Annotated in this window: 22 protein-coding genes, 1 tRNA gene and 1 pseudogene; 17 read left to right on the top strand and 7 right to left on the bottom strand. The window is 72.2% G+C overall.

Features of this window, described 5'->3' with window-relative positions; all coding sequences use genetic code 11:
• Positions 1 to 11 precede the first annotated feature (11 nt).
• From ACE3QY_RS19300 to ACE3QY_RS19275, 6 genes and pseudogenes are all read left to right on the top strand, one after another.
• Positions 12 to 887, top strand: coding sequence for a hypothetical protein (locus ACE3QY_RS19300; RefSeq protein WP_374457680.1), 876 nt, complete (start codon positions 12 to 14; stop codon positions 885 to 887).
• A 72-nt stretch (positions 888 to 959) separates the two neighbouring features.
• A tRNA-Ala gene (locus ACE3QY_RS19295) sits at positions 960 to 1,035 on the top strand.
• A 143-nt stretch (positions 1,036 to 1,178) separates the two neighbouring features.
• A pseudogene (locus ACE3QY_RS19290) lies at positions 1,179 to 3,310 on the top strand (MMPL family transporter).
• 3 nt (positions 3,311 to 3,313) lie between these two features.
• On the top strand, positions 3,314 to 4,489 hold the full coding sequence (locus ACE3QY_RS19285) for a sensor histidine kinase (RefSeq protein ID WP_374457679.1): 1,176 nt from the start codon (positions 3,314 to 3,316) through the stop codon (positions 4,487 to 4,489).
• The gene (locus ACE3QY_RS19280) at positions 4,486 to 5,130 is read left to right on the top strand and encodes a response regulator (RefSeq protein ID WP_374457678.1); all 645 of its coding nucleotides are present in this window, start codon (positions 4,486 to 4,488) and stop codon (positions 5,128 to 5,130) included. Before ACE3QY_RS19285 ends, ACE3QY_RS19280 begins: the two co-directional genes overlap by 4 nt.
• Positions 5,131 to 5,289: 159 nt before the next feature.
• Positions 5,290 to 6,456: an amidohydrolase family protein gene (locus ACE3QY_RS19275; RefSeq protein WP_374457677.1), complete on the top strand. Its 1,167-nt coding sequence runs from the start codon at positions 5,290 to 5,292 to the stop codon at positions 6,454 to 6,456.
• Positions 6,457 to 6,484: 28 nt separating this feature from the next.
• On the opposite strand, the gene ACE3QY_RS19270 is transcribed toward ACE3QY_RS19275, so the two are convergent.
• Positions 6,485 to 7,183 (bottom strand): FAD-binding oxidoreductase, encoded by a 699-nt coding sequence (locus ACE3QY_RS19270; protein ID WP_374457676.1) that lies wholly within the window; start codon positions 7,181 to 7,183, stop codon positions 6,485 to 6,487.
• A 1-nt stretch (position 7,184) separates the two neighbouring features.
• Positions 7,185 to 7,793, bottom strand: a complete 609-nt coding sequence (locus tag ACE3QY_RS19265; RefSeq protein ID WP_374457675.1) for a sulfite oxidase-like oxidoreductase — start codon at positions 7,791 to 7,793, stop codon at positions 7,185 to 7,187.
• A gap of 299 nt (positions 7,794 to 8,092) precedes the next feature.
• Between ACE3QY_RS19265 and ACE3QY_RS19260 the strand changes: the two genes are divergently transcribed.
• Positions 8,093 to 8,278: a hypothetical protein gene (locus ACE3QY_RS19260; RefSeq protein WP_374457674.1), complete on the top strand. Its 186-nt coding sequence runs from the start codon at positions 8,093 to 8,095 to the stop codon at positions 8,276 to 8,278.
• Between the two features lie 86 nt (positions 8,279 to 8,364).
• Here the strand turns inward: ACE3QY_RS19260 and ACE3QY_RS19255 are convergent, their stop codons facing one another.
• Positions 8,365 to 8,517, bottom strand: a complete 153-nt coding sequence (locus ACE3QY_RS19255; RefSeq protein ID WP_374457673.1) for a hypothetical protein — start codon at positions 8,515 to 8,517, stop codon at positions 8,365 to 8,367.
• A 92-nt stretch (positions 8,518 to 8,609) separates the two neighbouring features.
• The gene (locus ACE3QY_RS19250; protein WP_374457672.1) at positions 8,610 to 9,266 is read right to left on the bottom strand and encodes a Type 1 glutamine amidotransferase-like domain-containing protein; all 657 of its coding nucleotides are present in this window, start codon (positions 9,264 to 9,266) and stop codon (positions 8,610 to 8,612) included.
• Positions 9,267 to 9,310: 44 nt separating this feature from the next.
• On the opposite strand from ACE3QY_RS19250, the gene ACE3QY_RS19245 reads away from it, so the two are divergent.
• Entirely contained in the window at positions 9,311 to 9,934 is a 624-nt protein-coding gene (locus tag ACE3QY_RS19245; protein WP_374457671.1) for a hypothetical protein, read from the top strand.
• A 70-nt stretch (positions 9,935 to 10,004) separates the two neighbouring features.
• Here the strand turns inward: ACE3QY_RS19245 and ACE3QY_RS19240 are convergent, their stop codons facing one another.
• On the bottom strand, positions 10,005 to 10,232 hold the full coding sequence (locus tag ACE3QY_RS19240; protein ID WP_374457670.1) for a hypothetical protein: 228 nt from the start codon (positions 10,230 to 10,232) through the stop codon (positions 10,005 to 10,007).
• Positions 10,233 to 10,419: 187 nt separating this feature from the next.
• Positions 10,420 to 11,991 carry a dolichyl-phosphate-mannose--protein mannosyltransferase gene (locus ACE3QY_RS19235; RefSeq protein ID WP_374457669.1) on the bottom strand — a complete coding sequence of 524 codons (1,572 nt, stop codon included), beginning with the start codon at positions 11,989 to 11,991 and terminating at the stop codon, positions 10,420 to 10,422.
• 123 nt (positions 11,992 to 12,114) lie between these two features.
• On the opposite strand from ACE3QY_RS19235, the gene ACE3QY_RS19230 reads away from it, so the two are divergent.
• The 9 genes from ACE3QY_RS19230 (at position 12,115) to ACE3QY_RS19190 (ending at position 23,206) form a co-directional block, all read left to right on the top strand.
• A complete protein-coding gene (locus tag ACE3QY_RS19230; protein WP_374457668.1) occupies positions 12,115 to 13,857 on the top strand; it encodes a PKD domain-containing protein in 1,743 nt (580 codons plus the stop codon).
• Positions 13,858 to 13,977: 120 nt separating this feature from the next.
• Entirely contained in the window at positions 13,978 to 14,808 is an 831-nt protein-coding gene (gene rsmI / locus ACE3QY_RS19225) for a 16S rRNA (cytidine(1402)-2'-O)-methyltransferase (RefSeq protein WP_374457667.1), read from the top strand.
• A complete protein-coding gene (locus tag ACE3QY_RS19220) occupies positions 14,795 to 15,700 on the top strand; it encodes a TatD family hydrolase (protein ID WP_374457666.1) in 906 nt (301 codons plus the stop codon). The genes rsmI and ACE3QY_RS19220 overlap by 14 nt, the downstream gene beginning before the upstream one ends.
• A 230-nt stretch (positions 15,701 to 15,930) precedes the next feature.
• Positions 15,931 to 17,061 (top strand): transglycosylase family protein, encoded by a 1,131-nt coding sequence (locus ACE3QY_RS19215; RefSeq protein ID WP_374457665.1) that lies wholly within the window; start codon positions 15,931 to 15,933, stop codon positions 17,059 to 17,061.
• Between the two features lie 72 nt (positions 17,062 to 17,133).
• The gene (gene rsmA / locus ACE3QY_RS19210; protein ID WP_374457664.1) at positions 17,134 to 18,006 is read left to right on the top strand and encodes a 16S rRNA (adenine(1518)-N(6)/adenine(1519)-N(6))-dimethyltransferase RsmA; all 873 of its coding nucleotides are present in this window, start codon (positions 17,134 to 17,136) and stop codon (positions 18,004 to 18,006) included.
• Entirely contained in the window at positions 17,999 to 18,913 is a 915-nt protein-coding gene (locus ACE3QY_RS19205) for a 4-(cytidine 5'-diphospho)-2-C-methyl-D-erythritol kinase (RefSeq protein ID WP_374457663.1), read from the top strand. Before rsmA ends, ACE3QY_RS19205 begins: the two co-directional genes overlap by 8 nt.
• 119 nt (positions 18,914 to 19,032) lie before the next feature.
• Positions 19,033 to 19,530: a hypothetical protein gene (locus ACE3QY_RS19200; protein ID WP_374457662.1), complete on the top strand. Its 498-nt coding sequence runs from the start codon at positions 19,033 to 19,035 to the stop codon at positions 19,528 to 19,530.
• A 32-nt stretch (positions 19,531 to 19,562) separates the two neighbouring features.
• Positions 19,563 to 21,110, top strand: coding sequence for a flotillin family protein (locus ACE3QY_RS19195; protein ID WP_374457661.1), 1,548 nt, complete (start codon positions 19,563 to 19,565; stop codon positions 21,108 to 21,110).
• A gap of 278 nt (positions 21,111 to 21,388) precedes the next feature.
• Complete coding sequence (locus ACE3QY_RS19190) at positions 21,389 to 23,206, top strand: ABC-F family ATP-binding cassette domain-containing protein (protein ID WP_374457660.1); 1,818 nt, start codon at positions 21,389 to 21,391, stop codon at positions 23,204 to 23,206.
• Between the two features lie 3 nt (positions 23,207 to 23,209).
• Here the strand turns inward: ACE3QY_RS19190 and ACE3QY_RS19185 are convergent, their stop codons facing one another.
• A complete protein-coding gene (locus ACE3QY_RS19185) occupies positions 23,210 to 23,695 on the bottom strand; it encodes a MarR family winged helix-turn-helix transcriptional regulator (protein WP_374457659.1) in 486 nt (161 codons plus the stop codon).
• Positions 23,696 to 23,876: the final 181 nt, after the last annotated feature.

The raw sequence follows: 23,876 nt of genomic DNA, 5'->3' as shown, positions 1-23,876 counted from the left end.
ACGCTTCGATCGTGGACCTGAGCGCGCTGATCTTCGTGGCCCTTGCCGTGGCGTGGGCTGTCTACCTCATCCCCAAGGCCCTCAAGCACCACGACGAGGTCGTGCGCAGCCGGTCGGTCGAGAAGTTCTCCCACACCATGCGCGTGCTCGCGCGCCGCGAGCCCGTCGACCGCCGCAACGCCCGCCTGGTCGTGGCCCCGATCCGGGCGGCCCTCCGGCCGCCGGTCGAGACGAAGGCCCACGTCGCCCCCGAGCCGGTGGCCGCACCCGCCGCTCGTACGCCGCTGCAGCCCCCGTCGCCGACCGTCCAGCGTGCCGCCGCGCGCCGCGCCGCCAAGCGCCGCCGCAACGTGCTCGCCCTGGTCCTGCTGGCCAACGCCGTCGTCATCGGGCTCGCCGCCGCGTCGGTGATCACCTGGCCGTGGGTCGCCGTGCCCGCTGCCGTGCTCGTCGCCTGGCTGGTGGCCTGCCGCGTGTCGGTGCGTGCCGAGCGCCGCCAGCGCGCCGCCTGGTCGGCGATCGAGATCGGCGAGGTCCCCGAGGTCGAGCCCGGCCTCGACGACGTCGAGCTCACCGGCGAGGTGCCGGTCGTGGCTCCCGAGCCGCCCCTCCCGCGCACCGAGGAGGTGCCCGCCGCCGAGGCCCCGGCCGTCACCACCGGCGAGGTCCCCGTCGTCGGCGGCTGGGAGATGGTGCCCACCACCCTGCCGACCTACGTCAGCAAGCCCGCGGCACAGCGGCGTACGGTCTCCACGATCGACCTGGACTCGACCGGCGTCTGGTCCAGCGGCCACAACGACGACGACTCCGCCCTTGCCCGCTCGGCCGAGCAGTCCGCGAAGGCGGCGCGCGAGGCCGGTGAGGCCCGCCGCGCCAGCGGCGCCTGACCCCCGGCCCGGGCCGATTCGGTGAGCCTCCGCGGGCTCGTGTATCTTTCCTTTCGCGCCTGATGGCGCGATGGGGCTGTGGCGCAGTTGGTAGCGCGTCTCGTTCGCAATGAGAAGGTCAGGGGTTCGAATCCCCTCAGCTCCACCAGCGGGAACCGGCCCGTAGCCAGCGGCAACGCAGGCTACGGGCCTTTTCTGTGCCCACCGCCTCGGCGTACTCCGCGCGGAGTACGCCGAGGTGTCTGCCGTGGCCGGACGCGTCAGCCCGGCTGGGTTGGGAGCCTGCTCGTCATGACGACTGAGCTCCGGGCGCCCAGCCCCGCACGATCCGACACCGGCCCGACGAGATCACGGTCCGGGACCGCGCTGCCGTGGCTCGTCCTGGCTGTCTGGATCGGGCTCGTCGTGGGCGGCTTCTCGTTGGCCGGCAGGCTCGACTCGGTGACGCGCGACGACCAGGCCGACTACCTGCCGGCCAGCGCTCAGTCGACCAAGGTGATCCTGGCCGAGGCCGGTCTGCCCAACGGTGGGGACGGCCTGCTCGTGGTCGTGTACGAACGAGCCGACGGCATCCGACCGGGTGATCGAGCGGCCGCCGCACGCGACTACACCGAGCTGGCGAGTCGGTTCGGCAACAGGCCTGTCGGGGTCCCGGAGATCGCCGAGTCCAGCCACGGCACGGCCCTGGTGCTCGCAGTGGCGCTGAACAGCAGGTCGGTCACCGACGCGGCCGAGTCCGGCACGGTGGCGGATGCGCGGGAGCTCGTCTCCGACCTGCCCGACGGCCTGAACGCCTACGTGACCGGGCCGTCGGCGATCGGGGCTGACATGGACGAGGTCTTCGACACCGTCGACGCGAGGCTGATGCTCGCCACCACCGTGGTCGTCGCCCTCCTGCTGATCCTGACCTACCGCAGCCCGTTGCTGTGGCTGGTCCCGCTCGTGTCGGTCGGAGTCGCGGCGATCATGTCGATGGGTGCGGTGTACGCCCTGACGCAGGTCCTCGACTTCACCATCACGAGCATGAGCTCGGCGCTGATGATCGTGCTGGTCTTCGGCGCGGGCACCGACTACGCCCTGCTCCTGGTGTCTCGCTACCGCGAGGAGCTGCACCGCCACGAGCGTCCGTTCGACGCGATGCTGGCGGCTCTGCGCGGGGCCGGCCCGGCCATCGCCGCCTCGGCGGGGACCGTGGCAGCAGGCCTGCTGTGCCTGCTGGCCGCGGACCTCAACAGCACCAGCGGGCTCGGCCCGGTGGGCGCGGCCGGCATCGGGGCGTCGTTGCTGGTCATGCTGACGTTCTTCCCGGCGCTGCTGGTGGTGCTCGGACGCCGGGTCTTCTGGCCGTTCGTGCCGCTTCTCGGGGGCGAGGCGCGCGGATCCGGCTCTCGGTGGGCTCGGCTGGGCGAGCTGGTCGATCGCCGACGCGTCGTGAGCTGGGCCGTGCCGATGGTGGTCCTTGGTGCCCTGTCGCTCGGCCTGGTGGGTGCGAACGGTTCGCTTCCGCAGCTGGACCAGTTCGCGCGGTCCACGCCTGACTCGGTCGTCGGAGCGAAGCTGGTCGACGAGCGGTTCCCCGGCCAGGGCGGTCAGTCGGTCACCGTGATGAGTCGGCCAGGCATGAGCGCCGACGTCCTGGCTGCCGTCCAGAGCACGCCCGGGATCGCCAGCGCCACGGTCGGCCAGGCCGGCGACGACTGGGTGGAGATCTCGGCGATCCCGGTCGACTCGCCGGAGAGCGCCGGCGAGACGGCCACGATCAAGCGGCTGCGGGACGACCTGCAGGAGCTCGCCGGTGACGCCGCGATCGTCGGCGGGCCGAGTGCCGAGCTGCTGGACACGGACGAGACCAACACGAGTGACCGCAACCGGGTGATGCCGTTGATCCTGCTGGTCGTGCTCGTCATCCTCGGGCTGCTGCTGCGGGCGGTCGTGGCCCGCTGGTGCTGGTGGCCACCGTCGTGGTGTCGTTCTTCGGATCCCTGGGGCTGTGCAACCTGGTGTTCGACCACGTGCTCGGTTTCGCCGGCTGGGAGTCGTCGGTGCTCCTGATCGGGTTCCTGTTCCTGGTGGCGCTCGGTGTCGACTACAACATCTTCCTGATGAGCCGGGTGCGGGAGGAAGCCGTGCGCCACGGGACCGTCGAGGGCACGAAGCGCGGCCTCGCGGTGACAGGCGGCGTGATCACCTCGGCCGGCCTGGTGCTGGCAGCGACCTTCGCGGTGCTCGCCTCGCTGCCGCTCGTCATGCTCATCCAGATCGGGATACTGGTCGCCGTCGGTGTGCTCATCGACACCGTGCTGGTGCGCTCCATCGTGGTGCCGGCACTGACGATGTCGCTGGGTCAGCGGATCTGGTGGCCCAGCAAGCTCTGGCGCACGAGAGATGTCCGGGAGGAGGAGCGGGTCGATGTCCCCGTGTGAGCGATGACGGCGCTCCGTCCGTCCGTGGCCGACTGGCTGCTGGCGGCGGGGTCGTTCGTGCTCGGTGTCGTCGGCGCTGTCGTGCTGCAGGTGGTCGACTTCGACGGCGAGCGCCGCGTGGACCTGTGGGCGATCGTGCTCCTGGGTGCGCTGTCGGTGCCGTTGCTCGTACGTCGGCGCTGGCCGATCGCTGTCGTCCTCGTCGTCCTCGCCGTGTCGACGCCGTACCACCTCCTCGACTATCCGCACGAGGCCACGTTGGCGGCCTCACTCGTGGCGGCGTTCGCCGCAGCCCGCTACTGCGCGCCTCATCGGCGGCCCGTCGCCGCTCTGGTGGCGGTGGCCGCCGTGACGGTGCCGGTCCTCGCCGACGAGACGTCGGGTGAGCTGAGCGATGCCCTCCTCGGTGTCGGCTGGCTCCTCATGGCCTTCTTCGCCGGGCTGGCAGCCCGCTTCCGGGAGAGCTGGAGGTCTGTCGTCGCCGCGCGGCTGGAGCAGGAACGTGCCGACGAGGTCGAGCGGCGGCTCGCCGAGGAGCGGGTCCTGATCGCTGCCGAGCTGCACGACGTGCTGGCGCACGGCCTCGCCGTCGCGAACGTCCAGGCGTCCGTCGCTGCGCACCTGATCGACCAGCTGCCGGATCGCGGGGATCTGTCGCTGCGCGAGCTGTCCAGCACGCTGCACGACCTGTCGGACACGAGCCGAGCCACGCTCCACGAGCTGCGCGCCGTCCTGGACGTGCTGCACGGTGGTGACACCGAGCCGACCGAGCCGGCGCCCCACCTCGGCGAGCTGCGGCGCCTGGTGGAGATGGCGGAGGCCGCCGGTGTCCGGGTCGACCTGGAGGTCGACGGGCTGCCGGACGAGCTACCGTCGACGGTGTCCGTCGTGGCCTATCGGATCTTCCAGGAGTCCCTGACCAATGTCATCCGACACTCGCAGGCCGATCACGTATCCGTCCGGCTCGACCGGGACGGCAGCGCCCTGCGTGTCACGGTCGTCGATCCCGGGCCGCCACGGCCGACCTCGATCGTGACGCCGTCCGGCTTCGGGATCGCCGGGATGTCGGGCCGGGCACAGGCCGTGGGTGGCGAGCTCTCCGCCGGACCGGGGGAGTCCGGAGGGTTCGAGGTGCGGGCGCGCCTGCCGCTGCCGGAGGCGTGGCGGGTGCCGTCGTGATCCGGGTCCTGCTTGCCGACGACCAGACCCTGGTGCGCGGCGCCTTCGCGCTGCTGGTCGGCTCGGCTGACGACATGGAGGTCGTCGCGGAGGCCGGCACCGGCGACGAGGCGGTGAGGCTGACCAAGGACGTGCGACCCGACGTCGTCCTGATGGACATCAGGATGCCGGGCACCGACGGCATCGAGGCGACCCGGCAGATCGTCGCTGACGAGGCGTCGAGCGGCAGCAGGGTCCTCATCCTGACCACGTTCGAGACCGACACCAACGTCCTGCGCGGCCTCCGCGCGGGGGCATGCGGCTTCCTGCCCAAGGACACGCGCCCGGACGCCCTGCTGGACGCCATCCGCACCGTCGCCGCGGGGGACTCGCTCCTGTCGCCCGGCGCGACCAGGGCGGTCATCACCCGTGTGCTGAGCCGCCCGGACGTGCCATCGCCCGAGCGGCTGGCCAGCCTGACCGAGCGCGAACGGGAGGTGCTCGGCCTGGTCGCCGCGGGCCGGAGCAACCAGGAGATCGCGGACGAGCTGGTCGTCAGCCCGCTGACCGCCAAGACCCACGTGGCCCGCATCCTCGCGAAGCTGGGCGCCCGCGACCGCGTCCACCTCGTCATCGCCGCGTACGAAGCGGGCCTCACCTGACGCCGACGCCCAGCAGGTGGTGAGCCGGGCAGCGCGGCCCCCGTACTCCGCGCGGAGTACGGACAGGTGTCTGCCGTGGGCGGACGACCCGGGCGCGTGGAACTGCGAGCGTGATCGGCACAGGCACTCAGACCTTCGAGCACAGGAGCAGACACGGACATGGGATCGATCGAGCAAGGCCCGGCGCGACCGTTGCTGGGACGCCGCGGCTTCGTCGCCGGCGCGGCTGCGCTCGGCGCAGGTGTCGGACTGTCCGCGACGGCACTGGCGACGCGCAACAGCGGCAGTGCGGGAGCGGACACCTCACTCACCGAGAAGGACATCTGGCTCCGCGACCAGGACCTGAAGTTCATCGGCACGGAGGAGACCTTCACGACCCCCGAGCTGTTGAAGCTGAACTCCCTCAACCAGGACCACATCGCGTTCCTCACCGAGATCGGTCTCGCCGACCTGGGCGCACGCCGTCTGCGTGACATGGACCAGGGGGGACTCGACGTCCAGATCCTCTCGGCGCACACGCCATCGGTGCAGAACGTCCCCGGGCAGCGGGGGATCGACCTTGCCCACCGTCTCAACAGGATGCTCGTCGAAGGCCCGATGGCCGAGCGCCCGGACCGCTTCCAGGCCTTTGCCACGCTTCCCCTGCAGAGCCCGGAGGCGGCGGCCGACGAGCTGGAACGGTCGGTGCGGGAGGACGGCTTCCTGGGCGCACTGACCAACGGGCACATCACGTCGAGGTACCTCGACGATCCCCGGTTCGAGCCCGTGCTGGCGCGTGCCGAAGCCCTCGACGTGCCGATCTACCTGCACCCCGGGTATCCGTCCGACGAGGTGTTCCGGACCTACTACAGGACGACTCGGTCGGAGTACACGAAGGAGTACCAGGACTACATCTTCAGCGGGTCCGGACTCGGCTGGCACCAGGAGGTGCTTGTCCAGTGCGTCCGGATGATCGCCTACGGGGTCTTCGACCGGTTCCCCCGGCTGAAGATCATCATCGGCCACATGGGCGAGGGTCTTCCGTTCTACTACGAGCGGATCGCCAACGACATGGGCGAGCCGACGGAGAAGTCGCTCGAGAAGCCCTTCGCGCAGTACTTCCAGGACAACTTCTGGTTCACGACCAGCGCGTTCTTCCAGGACGACCTGCTGCACCTCCTGCTGAAGTACGTCAGTGTGGACCGGGTGATGTTCGCGACCGACTACCCCTTCATCGACAGCATCAAGCAAGGGACCGACTGGTTCCGGGCAGTCGACCTTCCCCGCGAGGACAAGGAGAAGATCGCGTTCCGCAACGCCGAGAAGCTGTTCGGCATCACGGTCTGACGCATCGCCCGTCCCCCCCTCGCCGTCCCTAGCCCGTGGGCCCGAAGCGCTCCACCCGGATGGCGGCGGGGGCCATGCCGCAGGCGACCAGCAGCTCCTCGGCGTACGCCGCGAAGCGGGCCGATCCGCAGACGTAGCCGAGCTCCACGCCGTCGAGCAGCGGCGGGAGCTCGTCGAGCGTGAACGGACCCGCCGGGCGGTCCCCGACGTCCGCACGCGTGTACGCCATCGTGGCGCCGTAGCGCTCCAGCTCGGCGGCATAGGGCAGGTCGGCGGGTTCGCGGGCCATGGCGGCGATGCGCAGCAGGTCGGTGCGGCCGAGGCGCCGTGCGGTGCGCGCCATCGCCACCGCCGGCACCACGCCGGTGCCGCCGACGAGGCACAGCACCGGTGTCGTGGTGTCCCAGACGAACCAGCGGCCGATCGGCCCGCGGAGCTCGAGCACGTCGCCGACCTGCGCGACGTCGGCGAGGAACTCCGACACCTCGCCGTCGGGCTGCCGCTCGACGAGGAACTCGAGCAGCGGGTCGTCGGTGTCGGAGGCCAGCGAGTAGGACCGCTGCGCGGTGTAGTCGTCGGGAGCCCGCAGCCGGATCAGGTAGTGCTGGCCGGGCAGGTGGCGGGGCCTGCCGTCGACGTGCATCCGCAGCCGCACGGTGCGCGGCGTCGGGTGGTCCAGCTCGATGATGCGGCCGTCGGTCCAGGCCGCCAGGGGCGCCGGGCTCACGTCAGTCGCCCTGGTAGCGCTGCTCGAGCCACGGGTCACCGCGGTCGTGGTAGCCGTTCTGCTCCCAGAACCCCGGGCGGTCCTCCGCCATCAGCTCCAGGCGGGACACCCACTTCGCGGACTTCCAGAAGTAGAGGTGGGGGACCAGCAGCCGCAGGGGCCCGCCGTGCTGGCGCGGAAGCGGCTCACCGTCGAAGCTCCACACCACCCACGCCTTCCCGCCGGTGACGTCCGCCAGCGGCAGGTTGGTGGTGTAGCCGGTGACCGAGTGCGCCATGACGTACGCCGCCGCGTGCGTGGGCCCGGCGACCTCGAGGAGGTCGTCGACGCTGACGCCGCTGAAGGTCGTGTCGAACTTCGACCAAGTCGTGACGCAGTGGATGTCGCCGAAGAAGGTCGACCCCGGGAAGGAGTGCAGCTCCGACCAGCTCCACGTGTGCGGCGACGCGACGAGTCCGTCGATGGTCAGGGTCCACGAGTCCGCCGCCTGCTGCGGGGTGGCCTCGGCGCTCAGCACCGGCCAGGACGAGCCGGTGTCGTACTGCCCCGGTGGCAGCCGGCCACGCTCGGGCTCGGGACGGCGGCGGTGGAAACCTCGGGTGACTGGCATCGACTGCTCCTGGGACTCGCGGCTCGACCCGACGGTGGCCAGTCTGCCGCGAGCAGCCGATGTGCGCACGCAGCCGGCCGTGGCAGCGCCGCGCCCCGCCGGCTCGGGGGGCCCGCCAGCGTGGGGCTGAGGCGGGACGTGGAGCCGACGAGGCGCGGGATCACGGATCGTAGTCCTGCCCGCGCCCGCGCCCCCACGTCCCGGCGGGTGTGTCGCCGGAGCTGGTCCCCGGCCCCCGGGCTCGCATACGCCCGGCTGCGACCGGGTACCAGGTACGCCACCCACGGAAGGGGATCTCGATGAGCGAGGAAAGGCTCCGCAAGCTGCGTCTCGGCGAGGAGCACGAGGACGAACCCACGGCGGGAAAGCCGCTCTTCGGCCCGAAGCGGCCGGTCTGGAAGCCGCTGATCTACCTGGCGCTCTTCATCGCCGCCCTGGTGCTGCTCTACGTCTTCGGCCTCACCATCCTGGTCCCCTCGGACTGACCGCTCCGGCCGCGCGAGGACGTCATACGGACGGGGCACCCGCTTGCCCCGTCCGTATGACGTCCGGGACTCACGGTTGCTCGACGTCAGGACCCTGGCGGAACCTTCGCGGCCCGGTGGGAGGGCGCCGGACGCTGCTGGCTGGTCGGGTCGAGGCGGGACATGACCACGAGGAGAGTGCCGATGCCGGCGAGGACGCCGAGCACCACGAGCAGTCCGACGCTGAGGTCGTTCGTCATGGGACCAACTTTCGGGAGGGATGCAGACCTGGTCCGGTACCCACGCGTCCCGCCGGCATGACTCCGCCCACCCCCAGGAAGGAGTGCGGTCGTCAGGCGAAGTGCCGCCACTCGCCCTCGGAGACCACCTCGACCCGGTCGCCGTCGACCACGACCGCCGACTGCTCGTCGAGGGCGTACGCCGGGTTGCCGAGGCCCGCCGCCCAGAGCTCGGCGTCCGCCATGGTGTTGGACGCGAACAGCCCGACGTGCGGGTAGATCGAGAAGTCGACGAGGCCGAGCGTGCGGTCACCCTCCTCGGGCCGCCAGTGCACGAACCGGTCGCCGATCCGCGGGCCCAACGCCATGCTGCCGGCGCTGACCCCGACCCAGACCGTGTCAGCCAGGCCGGGCAGCACGGCCCCGAGGCCGGACTCGCCGACCCAGTGCGCGAGGTACGTCGCCTCGCCCCCGTCGACCAGCAGCACGTCGGCCTCCCGCACCCAGGGCACCCAGCGGTCCTCCTCGATCGTCGGCAGGGCGGTCAGCTCGACCAGCCCGACCGACCTCCACCCGAGGCCGGTCATCGTGGGTGGCGTGCGGTCCGTGGCGAAGCTGCGCGCCGTCTCCGGCCCGCACATCGGGTGGCCCCACTGGGCGGAGGAGATCCCGAGGGCGGTGGACTCCTCGATCGGCTTGCCGAGCAGGTCGACGAGCGCCGCCCTGATGCTGTCGTTGGTCACGCCGCCGGAGGTGAGCAGGAGCTTCATGCGGTCATCGTCGCAGGAACGCGGGTGCCGCTACCGTCGGTCGGGTGACCGACCTCCAGCGCATCTTCGTGGTCACCGCGCCCGCGGGGGCTGCCGAGGTGGCCGCTCTCCGGGCGCGTCTGGGCCGGGACCTCACCGTCGTGACCGCGCCGACGGCCGAGGCCAGGGAGGTGGTCGAGGGGCTGGTCGGAGGATCGCAGCACGAGCCGGTGCCGGATGTGCTGCTCGCTCCCGTGCGCTTCCCGGACGTCGACCGCGGGCACCGGCTCGACGACCTCGTCCGCCGCCACGCGGTGGCAGACCGCTGGCGGGACGTGGTGGTGGTGGCCGACCCCGCGACGGTGACCCTGCTGCTCCGAGTCCTCGCTCCCGACCAGCTGCCGGCGGCGGGCCCGGTCACCGAGGTGGGCCTGCCCCGCGGCTCGCGCCCGGTGCCGCTCGCCCGCGCGCTGGTCGGGGGCGTGCTGCTCGCGCTGGCCTCGGGCCTGCTGGCGTCCGTCGTACAGGTGTGGGTGCTGCCGCTGCTCGCCGTCGTTGCAGGACTCGCGCTGCTGGTCGCGCCGGGCAGGCGGCACCTCGGGGAGACGCTGCTGATCGCGGTGGCCGTGGCCGTCCTGGTCGGGGTGCTGGCGATCGCCGGCTCGTCGCGCTTCCCGGGCGCCTGGTGAGCACGACGAGAAACCCCGCCCGGGCTGGATCGGGCGGGGTCACGTGTGGAGTGGCGCTCAGGCCACGGCGTCAGCCCTTGCGCGGGCCGAACAGGAGCGTGCCGACGGGGCCGCGCGGCTTGGGCAGCGGCGGGGCGACGAACCACGAGTTCGTGTAACCGCCCCCACGGTTGAAGCCCTCGTGGAAGACGTAGTTGAGCCCGCACTCGCAGACCCAGCGACTCCCCACCTCGAAGTCTCCCTGCGCATCCGGAGCGCCGTCGGTCTCCAGGCAGATGTGCAGCAACGTCGAACTCATCGCGACCCTCCCCAGGGGTTCATGAATGCGCCACGGTGGTGGCTGGTGCCAATGGTGGGGGACGGCATGGCCCGAATGCACTAGGCGAAGCGCGAATCCGGGCCATCTTGACGAAATCTGTGACTTCCGTGGCCGCCTGGGCTATGCGGTCTGGGCCAGCGGGGCCGATCTCCGCGGATTCCGCGGCCTAGATCCAGCGGCGGAACCAGATCCGCGCGTCCCACTCCGACTTGGTCAGCAGGACGTCGGTCCAGATCGGCCAGAACCACGCGAAGGCGATGACGGCCAGCACGGTGTAGCTGCCCGCCACGACCACCCCGAACGTACGCCGTGGGCTCGGCACGTCGGACGTGCCGATCAGGTGGCCCATCGCGAGGACCACCGAGAGCACCAGGAAGGGCAGGCTGGCGATCGCGTAGAAGAAGAAGATCGGCCGGTCGTCGTAGAGGAACCACGGCAGCCACGTGGTCGCCAGTCCGAGGACGGCGACGCCGTGGCGCCAGTCCCGAGCGCCGATCCACAGCAGCAGCGACGCGATCATCGCCAGGCAGCCGCCCCACCACACGACCGGGTTGCCGATCAGCAGGATCTGCCGGATGCAGGTCGAGCCGGTGGGCGCGCCGCACCCCTGCGCGCCGGGCTGGATGTCGGTCTGGGCGTCGACGCCGACCGGTCGACCCATCACCAGCCACGTCGACGGCTTCGAGGCGTAGACGTGCGTCGAGTCGTTCAGGAAGTGGCTGTGGAAGGTGTAGACGTCCTGGTGGTAGTACCAGAGCGACCGCAGCGACTGGGTGACCTCGCCGACGCCGCTCGCGTCCGGCTCGGTCGCGGTCGGCCACTGCGTGCCGCCGTCGTACGTCGTGTACTGCGTGTTGCTGAACGCCTGCTCGTAGGCGTCGGCGTGCAGCAGCCAGCCGGTCCACGAGGCGACGTAGGTGGCGAGGGCAACGCCGACGAGGGCGAGGAACGCTGGCACGCCGTCGAGCACGACCGAGCGCAGCAGCGGCCGGCGCTGGCCGAAGGCGCGCCGCGCACCGGCGCTCCACAGCCAGGCCAGCAGGCCGAAGGCGGCGAGGGCGTAGACCGCCGACCACTTCGTGCCGCACGCCAGCCCCCAGCTCACCCCGCCGAGCAGCAGCCACGGTCGCCACCACGTACGTCGTGCTCCGGCAGCGAGCCGGTCGCGCAGCCACTGGCGGTCGGCCACCACGCAGTGGACGCCGCAGAGGATGAAGAAGGCCAGGAAGATGTCGAGCAGCGCGAGGCGGGACAGCACCAGCTGGAGGCCGTCGAGGGAGAGCAGCAGGCCGGCGACCAGGCCGAGGACCGTCGAGCCGGTGACGCGGCGGACGAAGCGGCACATCAGCAGCACCATCAGCGCGCCGATCACGGCCGATGCCATCCGCCAGCCGGCCGGGTCCATCCCGAAGACCTTGATGCCGGCGGCGATCAGCCACTTGCCGACCTCGGGGTGCACGATCATCGACGGGGTGTCCTGCCACAGGCCGGTCACGCTGCCGTTGAGGATCGTCTTGTCGGCGTCCTCGACGTAGGCGCGGACGTAGCCGTGGTTGAGCAGCGACCAGGCGTCCTTGGCGTAGTAGGTCTCGTCGAAGGAGAACTGGTGCGGCGTGCCGAGGTGCCAGCGGCGCAGGAAGAACGCCAGGCTCGCGAGGCAGACAGCGCCCACCCAGCCCAGCAGCGGGTCCTCCGACCGCCAGCGCGGGCGATTCCGCTCGGCGGCAGTCGGGGTCACGCGGGAACTCTAACCAGCCCGTGGAGCCGGCCTTGACGTGACGACCGGCACACCAGAGACTCGGGGTCCAGATTCAGGCATGCGAACTGCGTTCGACATGTCGCCCCTGATGGAGAGGTCGTCATGCCCCGAGCCGCCCGGTCCGCCGTACGCCCGACGCGGAGGGTGCGCGGGGTCCTCGGAGCGCTCGTGCTGGTCGCGTCGGTGCTGTCGGGTGCGCTGGCCGCCTCGTCGCCCACGGCGGCCGCGGCCGAGGGCCGCACCTGGGTCGTCGACGCCGTCGACAGCACCTCGAGCAACCTCTGGCAGTCGGTCGACACCGGCACGTCGGTGGTCACGATCAACGTCGGCGACACCGTGGAGTGGCAGTTCGACCGCGCCAACCAGGGCCACGACCTGGTGTCGCTGGCACCCACCAGTGCCTGGGAGAGCGTCTGGCCGACGCCGCTGGTCGAGCACCGCGAGGCGGGCGGCACCCCGGTGACGTACACGTTCGACCAGCCGGGCACCTACCGCTACGAGTGCTCGATCCACGGCTCGATGATGACCGGGACGATCGTCGTGGTCGCGCCCGGCGACAACCAGGACCCGACCATCGACCCGGTGGTCGAGCCGACGTCCGGCCCGGCCCCGCTGGTGGTGCACGCGACCGCCAACGCCGAGGACCCCGACGGCGACGTGGTCGCCACCTCGTGGGACTTCGGCACCGGCGCGGCGGCGACGTACAGCGACCACGCCATGTTCGAGTACCGCACCCCCGGGTCGTACGTCGTGCGCCTCCGCGTCAGCGACGGGCGCGGTGGGCTCCGCGAGCAGGACTTCCCGGTCACCGTCACGCAGGGCAACGGCCCCACCGAGCCGGAGCCGCCCGCGGACGACGAGCTCCCGGCGATCGACGCGCTCGCCGCACCCGCACAGGGCGCGGCGCCGCTCGCGGTCGCCTTCTCGACGCAGGTGACCACGACCGGCACGCTCCACTCCTACTCGGTCGGCCTCGACTCCTACCCCGACCTCACCGGCCGGGCCGTCCTCGTGCGCAGCCGCGGTCGGACCCACACCTTGCTGGAGGTCGCTGGCACCAAGCCGAGCGCGGTCCACTCGGCGGTCCACGTCCACGAGCAGGCGTGCGACGACAACCTGGGCGGGGCACACTTCCGCTTCGACACCGACCAGGCCTTCGCCGAGCCCAACGAGATCTGGCCGCTCTTCACCTCCGACGCCACCGGAGCCAGCGGCCTCGTCGAGGTCACCAAGCCGATGCGCGCCGGCCCGAAGGCGGTCTCCGTCGTCGTCCACGACCCCGACAACTCCGCGCGACGCATCGGCTGCGCCGACCTCACGCCCGGCACCGCCGACCTCACCTACAGCTGGGACTTCGGCGACGGCACCACCGGCACCGGCGCGGACCCCGACCACACGTACGCCGCGGGCGGCACCTACACCGCCACCGTGACCGTCGCCCACGGCACCGGGGAGCACGCCGGCCACGTCGTGGTGCGCGACAGCGTCCAGGTCGTCGTCGCAGCACCCACGCCGCCGGTCACCCCGCCGTCCCCCGCCCCCGCGGTCGACACCACCCCGCCCCGCATCTCGAGGATCGGCCCGCTGCGCACCGTCCGCACCGGCCGCCCGACCGTCCGGGCGCGCGTGGCCGACCGCGACTCGGGGGTGCGGAAGAAGTCCGTCGCGCTCCGCGTCGACGGCCGCCGGGCGACCGGCCTGCGCTACGACACCCGACGCGGACTGGTGACCTGGCGGCCGAAGAAGGCCCTCGCGCCCGGGCGCCACGTCGTACGCCTCGTGGTGACCGACGCCGCCGGCAACCGCACCGCTCGCACCTGGCGCTTCAAGGTCGCGCGCACGTAGGTGGTCGAGTAGCCGAGCGAGGAACGAGCGAGGCGTGTCGAGACCTCGAACAGGCAGGTGGTCGAGTAGCTCGCGAGCGCCAGCGAGCGGCGTATCGAGACCCCCTGACATGATCGGGACATGGCAGGCGTCCTGGTCCTCGCGGGCACCCCGATCGGTCAGGCCGGCGACGCCCCGCCGCGACTGGCTGCCGAGCTCGCCGGCGCCGACGTGGTGGCCGCCGAGGACACCCGGCGGCTGAAGCGGCTGTGCGCCGACCTCGACATCACGCTCTCGGGACGCGTGGTGTCGTACTTCGAGGGCAACGAGCAGGCCCGCACGCCGGCCCTGCTGGAGGCGCTGCTCGCCGGCGACCGGGTCGTCCTCGTCACCGATGCCGGGATGCCGAGCGTCTCCGACCCCGGCTACCGCCTGGTCGCCGCGGCCGTGGAGCACGACGTCCGCGTGACCGCCGTGCCCGGTCCGAGCGCCGTGCTCACCGCGCTGGCGGTCTGCGGGCTGCCGGTCGACCGGTTCTGCTTCGAGGGCTTCCTGCCGCGCAAGGCGGGGGAGCGGGGCCGCCGGCTGGCCGCGCTCGCCGCCGAGGAGCGGACCATGGTGTTCTTCGAGGCGCCCCACCGCACCGAGGCGGCGCTCGCCGCGATGGCCGAGGCGCTCGGCGAGGACCGGGCCGCCGCGGTGTGCCGCGAGCTGACCAAGACCCACGAGGAGGTACGCCGCGGCCCGCTCGGCGACCTAGTCGCGTGGGCGAAGGACGGCGTACGGGGTGAGGTGACGATCGTCGTCGAGGGATCCAGCGGCGCCCCCGCCGTCGCCACCGACGCCGGCTCCCTGCGCGCGGCCGTGGCCGACCTCGAGGCCTCGGGCTCCATGCGCAAGGAGGCGATCGCCGAGGTCGCCAGGCGCGCGGGGCTGCCCAAGCGGGAGGTGTACGACGTTGTCCACCGCTGAGTCGGGGGAGGGACCCACCCGCAGCCGCGCCGGGACCGAGGAGAAGTCGGGTGCCCGTCGCGACCGGGAGCGCCCCCCGGCCCCCGAGCCCCTGCCGCACCCGGTGGTCGACAACCACTGCCACCTCGACATCGCCGACGGCGACTGGATCACCACCGAGGACGCCCTCGCCGCCGCGGCCGCGGTCGGCGTGCCGCGGATCGTGCAGATCGGCTGCGACCTCCCCGGCGCCCGCTGGGCGGTGCAGGCGGCGGCGGAGCACGACGCGCTCGTCGCCGGTGTCGCGCTGCACCCCAACGAGGCTCCCCGGCTGGCCGCGACGGGCGACCTCGAGGCGGCGCTGGAGGAGATCGAGCGCCTCGCCGGCGCCCACGACAAGGTCCGCGCCGTCGGCGAGACGGGCCTCGACACCTTCCGCACGGGCGAGGACGGGCGCGCGGTCCAGGAGGAGAGCTTCCGTCGCCACATCGACCTGGCCAAGCGGCTCGACAAGACGCTCGTGATCCACGACCGCGACGCCCACGACGACGTGCTCCGGGTCATCGACGAGGAGGGCGCGCCCGACCGCTGGGTGATGCACTGCTTCTCCGGCGACGACGCCTTCGCGCGCCGCTGCCTGGACCGCGGGGCCCACCTCAGCTTCGCCGGCACGGTGACGTTCAAGAACGCCGCCCCCCTGCGCGAGGCGCTCGCGGTCACGCCGCTCGACCGCGTCCTGGTGGAGACCGACGCCCCCTACCTGACCCCCACGCCGTACCGCGGCCGGCCCAACGCCTCCTACCTCGTCCCGCTCACCGTGCGGGCGATGGCGGAGGTGCTCCAGGCCGACCTGGAGGAGCTCTGCCGGGCCGTCGACGCCAACACCGAGGCCGCCTTCGGCGGCGCCTGGTAGGGAAATCCTCCCGCCAAAATTCCCGTTCGAGTTTGCGTCACGGGTCGGTTTCGTTATCGTCTTGTGATTGTTGGCCGGGATCGGGAGCGATTTCGGCAGCACCTGGAGCCGGATCGGGCCGGCTCTGCGAGAACCCCCGCTCGCAACTCGTACGCCCTCGCTGGGTGCTGCGCGCCGTCCGTGGGGTGTGCTGCCGCCCGAGGCCCGGGGAGTACGACGTTCGGAGAATCGTGCGCTCTCGTTTCGCGCAGCTCAGCAGGTCCAAGGCAGTGCTGGCCGCCCTCGTGGCGGTCGTCGTGGCAGCCGTCGCAGGTACGACGGTCGGCTACGCGGCACTCAGCAAGGACGTGACCCTCAGCCTCGACGGCAAGACCACCCGCGTGAGCGCCATCGGCGACACCGTCGGTGACGTCCTCTCCTCCGAGGGCATCGAGATCACGGACAAGGACCTGGTCGCCCCCGCGATCGACGAGGCCGTCACCGACGGCTCCGCGATCGCGGTGCAGTTCGGCCGGCCGCTCGAGCTGTCCGTCGACGGCGACTCGGAGACGTACTGGGTCAACTCGACCAGCGTCGCCAGCGCGCTCGGCGAGATCGGCCGCCGCTTCGACGGCGCCGACCTGTCGACCAGCCGCAGCTCCTCGATCGGCCGCAGCGGCCTCACGCTCGAGGTCGTCACCCCGAAGGTCGTGCACATCAAGCTCGGCGCCAAGGACCTGAAGAAGCGAGAGGTCACCGCGCTGACCGTCGCCGACGTGCTCACCTCGATGGGCTTCGACGTCGACAAGCACGACAAGGTCAGCCCCTCCCTCGACACCGAGATCACCGACGGCGACAAGGTCGTCGTCAAGGACATCCGCCTGGCCACCAGGAAGGTCGCCCGCGAGGTCGTCGACGCGCCGGTCATCGAGCGCGAGGACGCCTCGATGTACGAGGGCGAGGAGGAGGTCGTCCGCGCAGGCAAGGACGGCGTCCGCAAGGTCACCTACCGCCTGCGCTACGTCAACGGCGAGCTCGTCGCCCGCAAGGTCGTCACCGCCTCGCCCCTCGTGAAGGCCGTGCCCACGATCGTGAAGGTCGGCACCAAGGAGCAGCCGACGTCCAACTTCGCCGGCGGGAGCACCGTGTGGGACTCCCTGGCGCAGTGCGAGTCCGGCGGCAACTGGGCCATCAACACCGGCAACGGCTACTACGGCGGCCTCCAGTTCAACCTCGGCACCTGGCGCGCCTACGGCGGCACCGGCTACCCCCACCAGGCCTCCCGCGAGACCCAGATCGCGGTGGCGACCCGCCTCCGCGACGCCACCGGCGGCTACGGCTCGTGGCCCGGGTGCGCCGCCAAGCTCGGCCTGCCCCGCTGACGCCCACAGGTGGTCGAGTAGCACGCGAGCGCAGCGAGCGGCGTATCGAGACCCACCACTAGGGTTGCGACCATGACCACGAACCCGGCCGGCCCGAGGCTCCTCGGGCCGGCCGAGGTGCGTCAGCTCGCCGCCGAGCTCGACCTGCGCCCGACCAAGCAGCGCGGCCAGAACTTCGTGATCGACGCCAACACGGTCCGCCGGATCGTCCGCGAGTCCGGCATCGGTCCCGACGACGTCGTCGTCGAGGTCGGCCCGGGACTCGGCTCCCTCACGCTGGCCCTCCTCGAGGTGGCGCGGCGCGTGATCGCCATCGAGGTCGACCCGCTGCTCGCGGAGCGGCTGCCGGCCACCATCGCGGCGTACGCACCGGGGCAGGCCGAGCGCTTCGAGGTGGTGCTCGCCGACGCGATGCGCGTCGAGGAGCTGCCCGGCCCGCCGCCCACCGCGCTGGTGGCCAACCTCCCCTACAACGTCTCCGTGCCGGTGCTGATCCACCTGCTGACCCTGCTGCCCTCGCTCGAGCGCGGGCTGGTCATGGTGCAGGCCGAGGTCGCCGACCGGCTCGCGGCCGGCCCGGGGTCGAAGACCTACGGCGTGCCGAGCGTGAAGGCGGCGTGGTTCGCCGACGTACGCCGGGCGGGCGCGATCGGGCGCAACGTCTTCTGGCCCGCCCCCAACGTCGACTCCGGCCTGGTCGCGTGGACCCGCCGCGAGCCGCCACAGACCACCGCCAGCCGCCAGGAGGTCTTCGCAGTCGTCGACGCCGCCTTCGCGCAGCGGCGCAAGCAGGTCCGGGCCGCACTGCGCGGGCTCGCCGGCTCCGCCGAGGTCGCGACCGCGGCGCTGGAGTCGGCCGGCGTCGACCCGACCGCGCGCGGCGAGGTGCTCACTGTGGAGGACTTCGCCCGGATCGCCGAGGGCCTGCGAGCCGTCGGTGGTTGAGGTGCGAGCGCAGCGAGCCTCGAAACCCGTGACCGTCCGGGCGGCCGCCAAGATCAACCTCCACCTCGGCGTCGGTCGCCCGCGCGAGGACGGCTTCCACCCGCTCGACACGGTCTACCAGGCGATCTCGCTGCACGACGACGTCACCGTCTCGGCGGCTGCCGAGGACGCCCTGACGGTGGTCGGGGCCGGCTACGTCGACGTCGACGGCGTGCCGACCGATGCCGCCAACATCGCGATGCGCGCCCTCGCCGAGGTGGCCTGCGGCGAGCGGCACCACGTGCGGATCGGCAAGCAGATCCCGGTCGCGGGCGGCATGGCGGGCGGCTCGGCCGACGGCGCCGCCGCGCTGCTGGCGCACGACCGGCTGCACGACCTGCGCCAGCCCGACGACGTACTGCTGGAGCAGGCGGCGCGGCTCGGCAGCGACGTGCCGTTCTCCCTCGTCGGCGGCACGGCGCGGGGCCGGGGTCGCGGCGAGGTCGTGGAGCCGATCGAGGACCCGGGCGCCTGGTGGTGGGTCGTGGTGCCCTCGACGGTCGGGCTCTCCACGCCGGCGGTCTACCGGCACTTCGACGCGATGTTCCCCGACGCCCCGGAGCAGCCCGCAGAGCCGACCGAGCTCCTGGCCGCGCTGGCCAGCGGTGAGCCCGTACGCCTCGCGCGGGCCCTGCACAACGACCTCGAGGAGCCGGCGATCGACCTGCGCCCCGAGCTCGGCACGCTCATCGAGCGCGGCCAGGCCGCGGGCGCGCTGCGCGGCACGGTGTCCGGCTCCGGACCGACGTGCGTGTTCCTGTGCGACGGGCGCGAGGGTGCGATGGAGCTCGTCGCCGGGCTCTCGGAGGAGTACGACGTCGTGCTGCCCGCCGTCGGCCCGGTGGCCGGAGCGCACGTCCTGGCCTGACGGCGCCCGACGTCTCGGATGGGGTCCGGACCGGGTGGCATGAACTGACCCGGACGGGGAAGCATGCCGCTATGTTGTGCGCGGCAGTCACGCCGCGAGCATGACCTGGGGGAGGCATCGTGACCGTGTTCTTGGTGGTGGGCGGCATCGGCGTCGTCCTGCTGCTCGTCGCACTGGTGGTCGGTGACGTCCTCGACGGTGCCTTCGAAGGGCTCAGCGCCGGCTTCTTCTCGACCGAGGCGCTCGCCGGCTTCCTCGGCGCCCTCGGCTTCGGTGGCGCCATCGCCCTCGACGCGACGGGGTCGACCTCGGCGGCCGTCGTCATCGGCCTGGTGCTCGGCGTGCTGCTGGGCTGGGCCGCGGCGAAGGCCTCGCGCTTCCTGCACGGCGACGGCACCACCGACACCGTCCGCACCTCCGACATGGTCGAGAAGATCGGGTCGGTGGTCAGCGCCATCCCGGAGGGCGGCTTCGGCGTCGTGTCGATCAGCGTCGGCGGCCACATCACCCGCCTCAACGCGCGCTCGAGCGTCGCCGTACCTCCCGGCACGCAGGTCAGCGTCACCCAGGTCATCTCGCCCACGGCCGTCCAGGTCGAGCCGCTCTTCCTCCCCTGAACCACGTCACCCTTCTCGCTAGGAGCCCGTCCATGTTCGGTCTGTCCCCGGTCGTCACGTCAGTGATCGGCCTCGTCGTCCTCCTGGTGCTGCTCGCGCTGCTGGTGACTACGCGCTACAAGGTCGCCGGCCCCAACGAGTCGTTCATCATCACCGGGCGCAAGGGCAAGGGAGAGGTACGCAACCCGGAGACCGGCGAGATCTCCACGGACCTGTCCGGCCAGAAGGTCGTGATGGGCGGCGGGGTCTTCGTCATCCCGTTCGTGCAGCGGCTGGCCACCCTCGACCTGTCCTCGCGCCGCATCTCCGTGCAGATCCGCGGCGCCGTGTCCGGCCAGGGCATCAAGCTCAACCTCGACGGCGTCGCCATCGTGAAGGTCGGCGGCAACGAGGACTCGATCCGCGCGGCCGGCCAGCGCTTCCTGAGCCAGCAGGCCGAGATCGAGACCTTCACCCAGGAGGTGCTCGCCGGTGCGCTGCGCTCGATCGTCGGCTCGATGTCGGTCGAGCAGATCATCCGCGACCGCGCCGCCTTCGCCCAGCGCGTCGCCGAGGAGTCCGAGTCGTCGCTGACCGGCCAGGGCCTCGTGCTCGACACCTTCCAGATCCAGGACATCACCGACGACGGCTCCTACCTCGCCGACCTCGGTCGCCCCGAGGCCGCCAAGCTCGGCCAGCTCGCGGCGATCGCCGAGGCCAACGCCCGCCAGGCCGCCGAGCAGGCCCGCATCGCCGCCGAGCAGGAGATCGCGGTCACCCAGCGCGCCCTCGCCCTCAAGAACGCCGAGATCAAGGCCGAGACCGACGCCGCCAACGCCCAGGCCGCGGCCGCCGGACCCCTCGCGCAGGCCGACCGCGACCAGGCGATCCTCACCGAGCAGGAGAAGGTCGCCGTACGCCAGGCCGCGCTGAAGGAGCGCGAGCTCGACACCGAGGTCCGCAAGCCCGCCGACGCCGAGCGCTACCGCGTCGAGACCGAGGCCCAGGGTCGCCGCAACTCCCAGATCCTCGAGGCCGAGGCCCGCAAGGCCGCCTCCATCGCGGCCGCCGAGGCCGACGCCGAGAAGGCCCGCCTGACCGGTGAGGGCGAGAAGTCCCGCCGCTCGGCCCTCGCCGAGGCGGAGGCCATCGAGGGCGCCAAGCGCGGTGAGGCCGAGAAGGCCCGCCGCGTCGCCGAGGCCGACGCCACCCGCGCCGAGGGTGAGGCCCGCGCGGCCGCGATCCTCGCCGCCGGCCAGGCCGAGGCCGAGGCGATGGACAAGAAGGCCGAGGCGTTCGCCGGCTACAACGAGGCCGCCGTCCTCCAGATGCTCATCGAGGTCATGCCCAAGGTCGCCGCCGAGCTCGCCCGCCCCATGGCCGGCATCGACAAGCTGACCGTGATCTCCGCCGACGGTGCCGGTGAGCTGCCGCGCCAGGTCACCAACAACCTCGTCCAGACCATGGAGCTGCTGAAGTCCACCACGGGCCTCGACGTCGAGCAGCTGATCCAGAAGTACGCCGGCACCAACGGCTCCACCCCGCCCCGGGGCGAGGTCGTCCCGGCTCCGTCGTCCGACGACCCCCAGCCGACCGCCTGAGCGGTGGTCCAGGGGGATTCCTGGCGTCCGGATTCCCGCTCTGCCACCGCTCGCGGGCGCGGCGTCGTACGACCCGCGGGTGGGCGGTGGCCCACCCACATTCCTGATCGCCCGAATGTAGGTGGACCACCGCCCAGCGGCGCGGCGTCGTACGACACGCCGGTCGGCGGTGGCCCACCCACATTCCTGGCCGCCCGAATGTAGGTGGACCACCGCTCGACCGAGCGGCGTACGCCGATCCCGGCCGGCTGGGGCTCACCTGAGAGGATCGCCCGGTCATGGCGAACCTCATCAACCTCGAGCGCGTCTCGAAGTCCTACGGCGTCCGGCCGCTGCTCGACAACGTGTCCCTCGGCATCTCGCTGGGGGAGCGGGTCGGCATCGTCGGGCGCAACGGCGACGGCAAGACCACGCTGCTCGAGGTGATGACCGGCATCGAGCAGCCGGACACCGGCCGCGTCTCGCGGACCCGCGGCGTGGAGATCGGCTACCTCCACCAGGGCGACGAGCTCGTCGACAGCCACACCGTCCGCGAGGCGGTGCTCGCTGGGCGGCAGGACCACGAGTGGGCCGCCGACCCGACCACGCGTCAGGTCGTCGAGGAGCTGCTCGCCGGCGTCACGCTCGACCGGGCCGTCGTCGGCCTGTCCGGTGGCGAGCGCCGCCGTTGCGCCCTCGCCGCGCTGCTGCTCTCGCGCCACGACCTGATCGTCCTCGACGAGCCGACCAACCACCTCGACGTCGAGGCGGTCGCCTGGCTCGCCTCCCACCTCGTGAGCCTGCCGAGCGCGCTGATCGTGGTGACCCACGACCGGTGGTTCCTCGACGCGGTGTGCCAGACGACGTGGGAGGTCCACGACGGCGCGGTGGACTCGTACGAGGGTGGCTACGCGGCGTACGTCCTGGCGAAGGCCGAGCGCCAGCGCCAGGCCGCCGCGACCGAGACGCGACGGCAGAACCTCGCCCGCAAGGAGCTGGCATGGCTGCGGCGCGGGGCCCCGGCGCGTACGTCGAAGCCGAAGTTCCGCATCGACGCGGCCAACGCGCTGATCGACGACGTGCCGCCGCCGCGCGACCGGATGGAGCTGCAGCGGTTCGCCAGCCAGCGGCTCGGCAAGGACGTCATCGACATCGAGGACGTCGACCTCTCGCGCGGCGAGCGCAAGCTCCTCGACCACGCGACGTGGCGGATCGGCCCGGGCGACAGGGTGGGCATCGTCGGCGTCAACGGCGCCGGCAAGACCTCGCTGCTCTCGCTGATCTCGGGCGCGCTGCCGCCCGACGTGGGCCGGGTCAAGCACGGGCGCACCGTCGAGATGCAGCACCTGACCCAGGCGCTCGACGAGATCGACCCGGAGGCGCGGGTGCTGCCCACCGTCGAGTCGATCCGGCGCGTGACCCGCACGCTCGACGGGCAGGAGATCACGGCGACGTCGATGCTGGAGCGCTTCGGCTTCACCGGCGACCGGCTCACCGCCCGGCTCGGCGACCTCTCTGGTGGCGAGCGGCGGCGGTTCCAGCTGCTGAAGCTGCTGCTGAGCGAGCCCAACGTGCTGCTCCTCGACGAGCCGACCAACGACCTCGACATCGACACCCTCAACGTCCTCGAGGACTTCCTCGACACGTGGCCCGGCACGCTGATCGTGGTCTCGCACGACCGCTACTTCCTCGAGCGGGTCACCGACTCGGTCTGGGCGCTGCTCGGCGACGGCCAGGTCTCGATGCTGCCCCGCGGTGTCGACGAGTACCTGGAACGTCGCTCCGCGCTGCACGCAGCCGCCGAGGCCGCGGCCGCGTCGGATCCGTCATCCGGACCTGGTCCGATGGGGTCGGCTTCGCATGACGGACCGGGCGGCGCCCAGCCCAAGGCGCGCCCCGGCTCGGCCGAGGACCGCGCCGCCCGCAAGGTGCTGGCCCGGGTGGAGAAGCAGCTCGAGCGCATCGCCGTACGCGAGGCGGAGCTGCACGCCGAGATGGAGGCCAACCTCAGCGACTACGACCTGCTCGCCCGGGTGGGCGCGCAGCTCGGCGAGCTCGCGGCGGAGAAGGAGGAGCTGGAGCTGGAGTGGCTCGAGGCCTCCGAGGTGGTGGAGTAGCGCCTAGCTGAAGGGCGCGAGCAGCGAGCGCAGCAGCCCGGCGAGCTGGGTGCGCTGCTTGTCGGGGAGGTCGGCGAGGATGTCGGCCTCGGCGGCGAGCAGGGCCTCGAAGGCGCCGTCGACGGTGGCCTTGCCCTCCGCGGTGAGGCGGACCAGCACGCCGCGGCGGTCGCGCGGGTCAGGCAGCCGCTCGACCAGTCCGCGGCCGGTGAGCCGGTCGACGCGGTTGGTCATGGTGCCGCTGGTCACGAGCGTCTCGCGCAGCAGGCGGCCGGGGGAGAGCTCGTACGGCGCTCCCGCCCGGCGCAGCGCGGCCAGCACGTCGAACTCCCACGACTCGATGCCGTGCGCGGTGAAGGCGTCGCGGCGCGCGAGGTCGAGGTGGCGGGCCAGCCGGCTGATCCGCGAGAACACCTCGACCGGGGCGAGGTCCAGGTCGCCGCGCTCGCGGCCCCACGCCTCGACCAGGTCGTCCACCTCGTCACGCATGACGACATCCTGCCAGACGACCCGGACGGTCGAGAATCTTGACATCGAGATGGTTTCGGCCGAGAGTAGATGTCTCGACATCAAGATACTTCTGTCGTCCCTCGTGGTAGTCCAGTGGGGGGGTGGGGGTCGCGGCGGGAACACCCCCGCCAACACCCCCGCGGCTAAACACCCCGGGGGG

The organism is Nocardioides sp., assembly GCF_041913365.1.
Classification (GTDB): Bacteria; Actinomycetota; Actinomycetes; order Propionibacteriales; family Nocardioidaceae; genus Nocardioides.
This window is presented reverse-complemented; position numbering and strand designations above follow the sequence as displayed.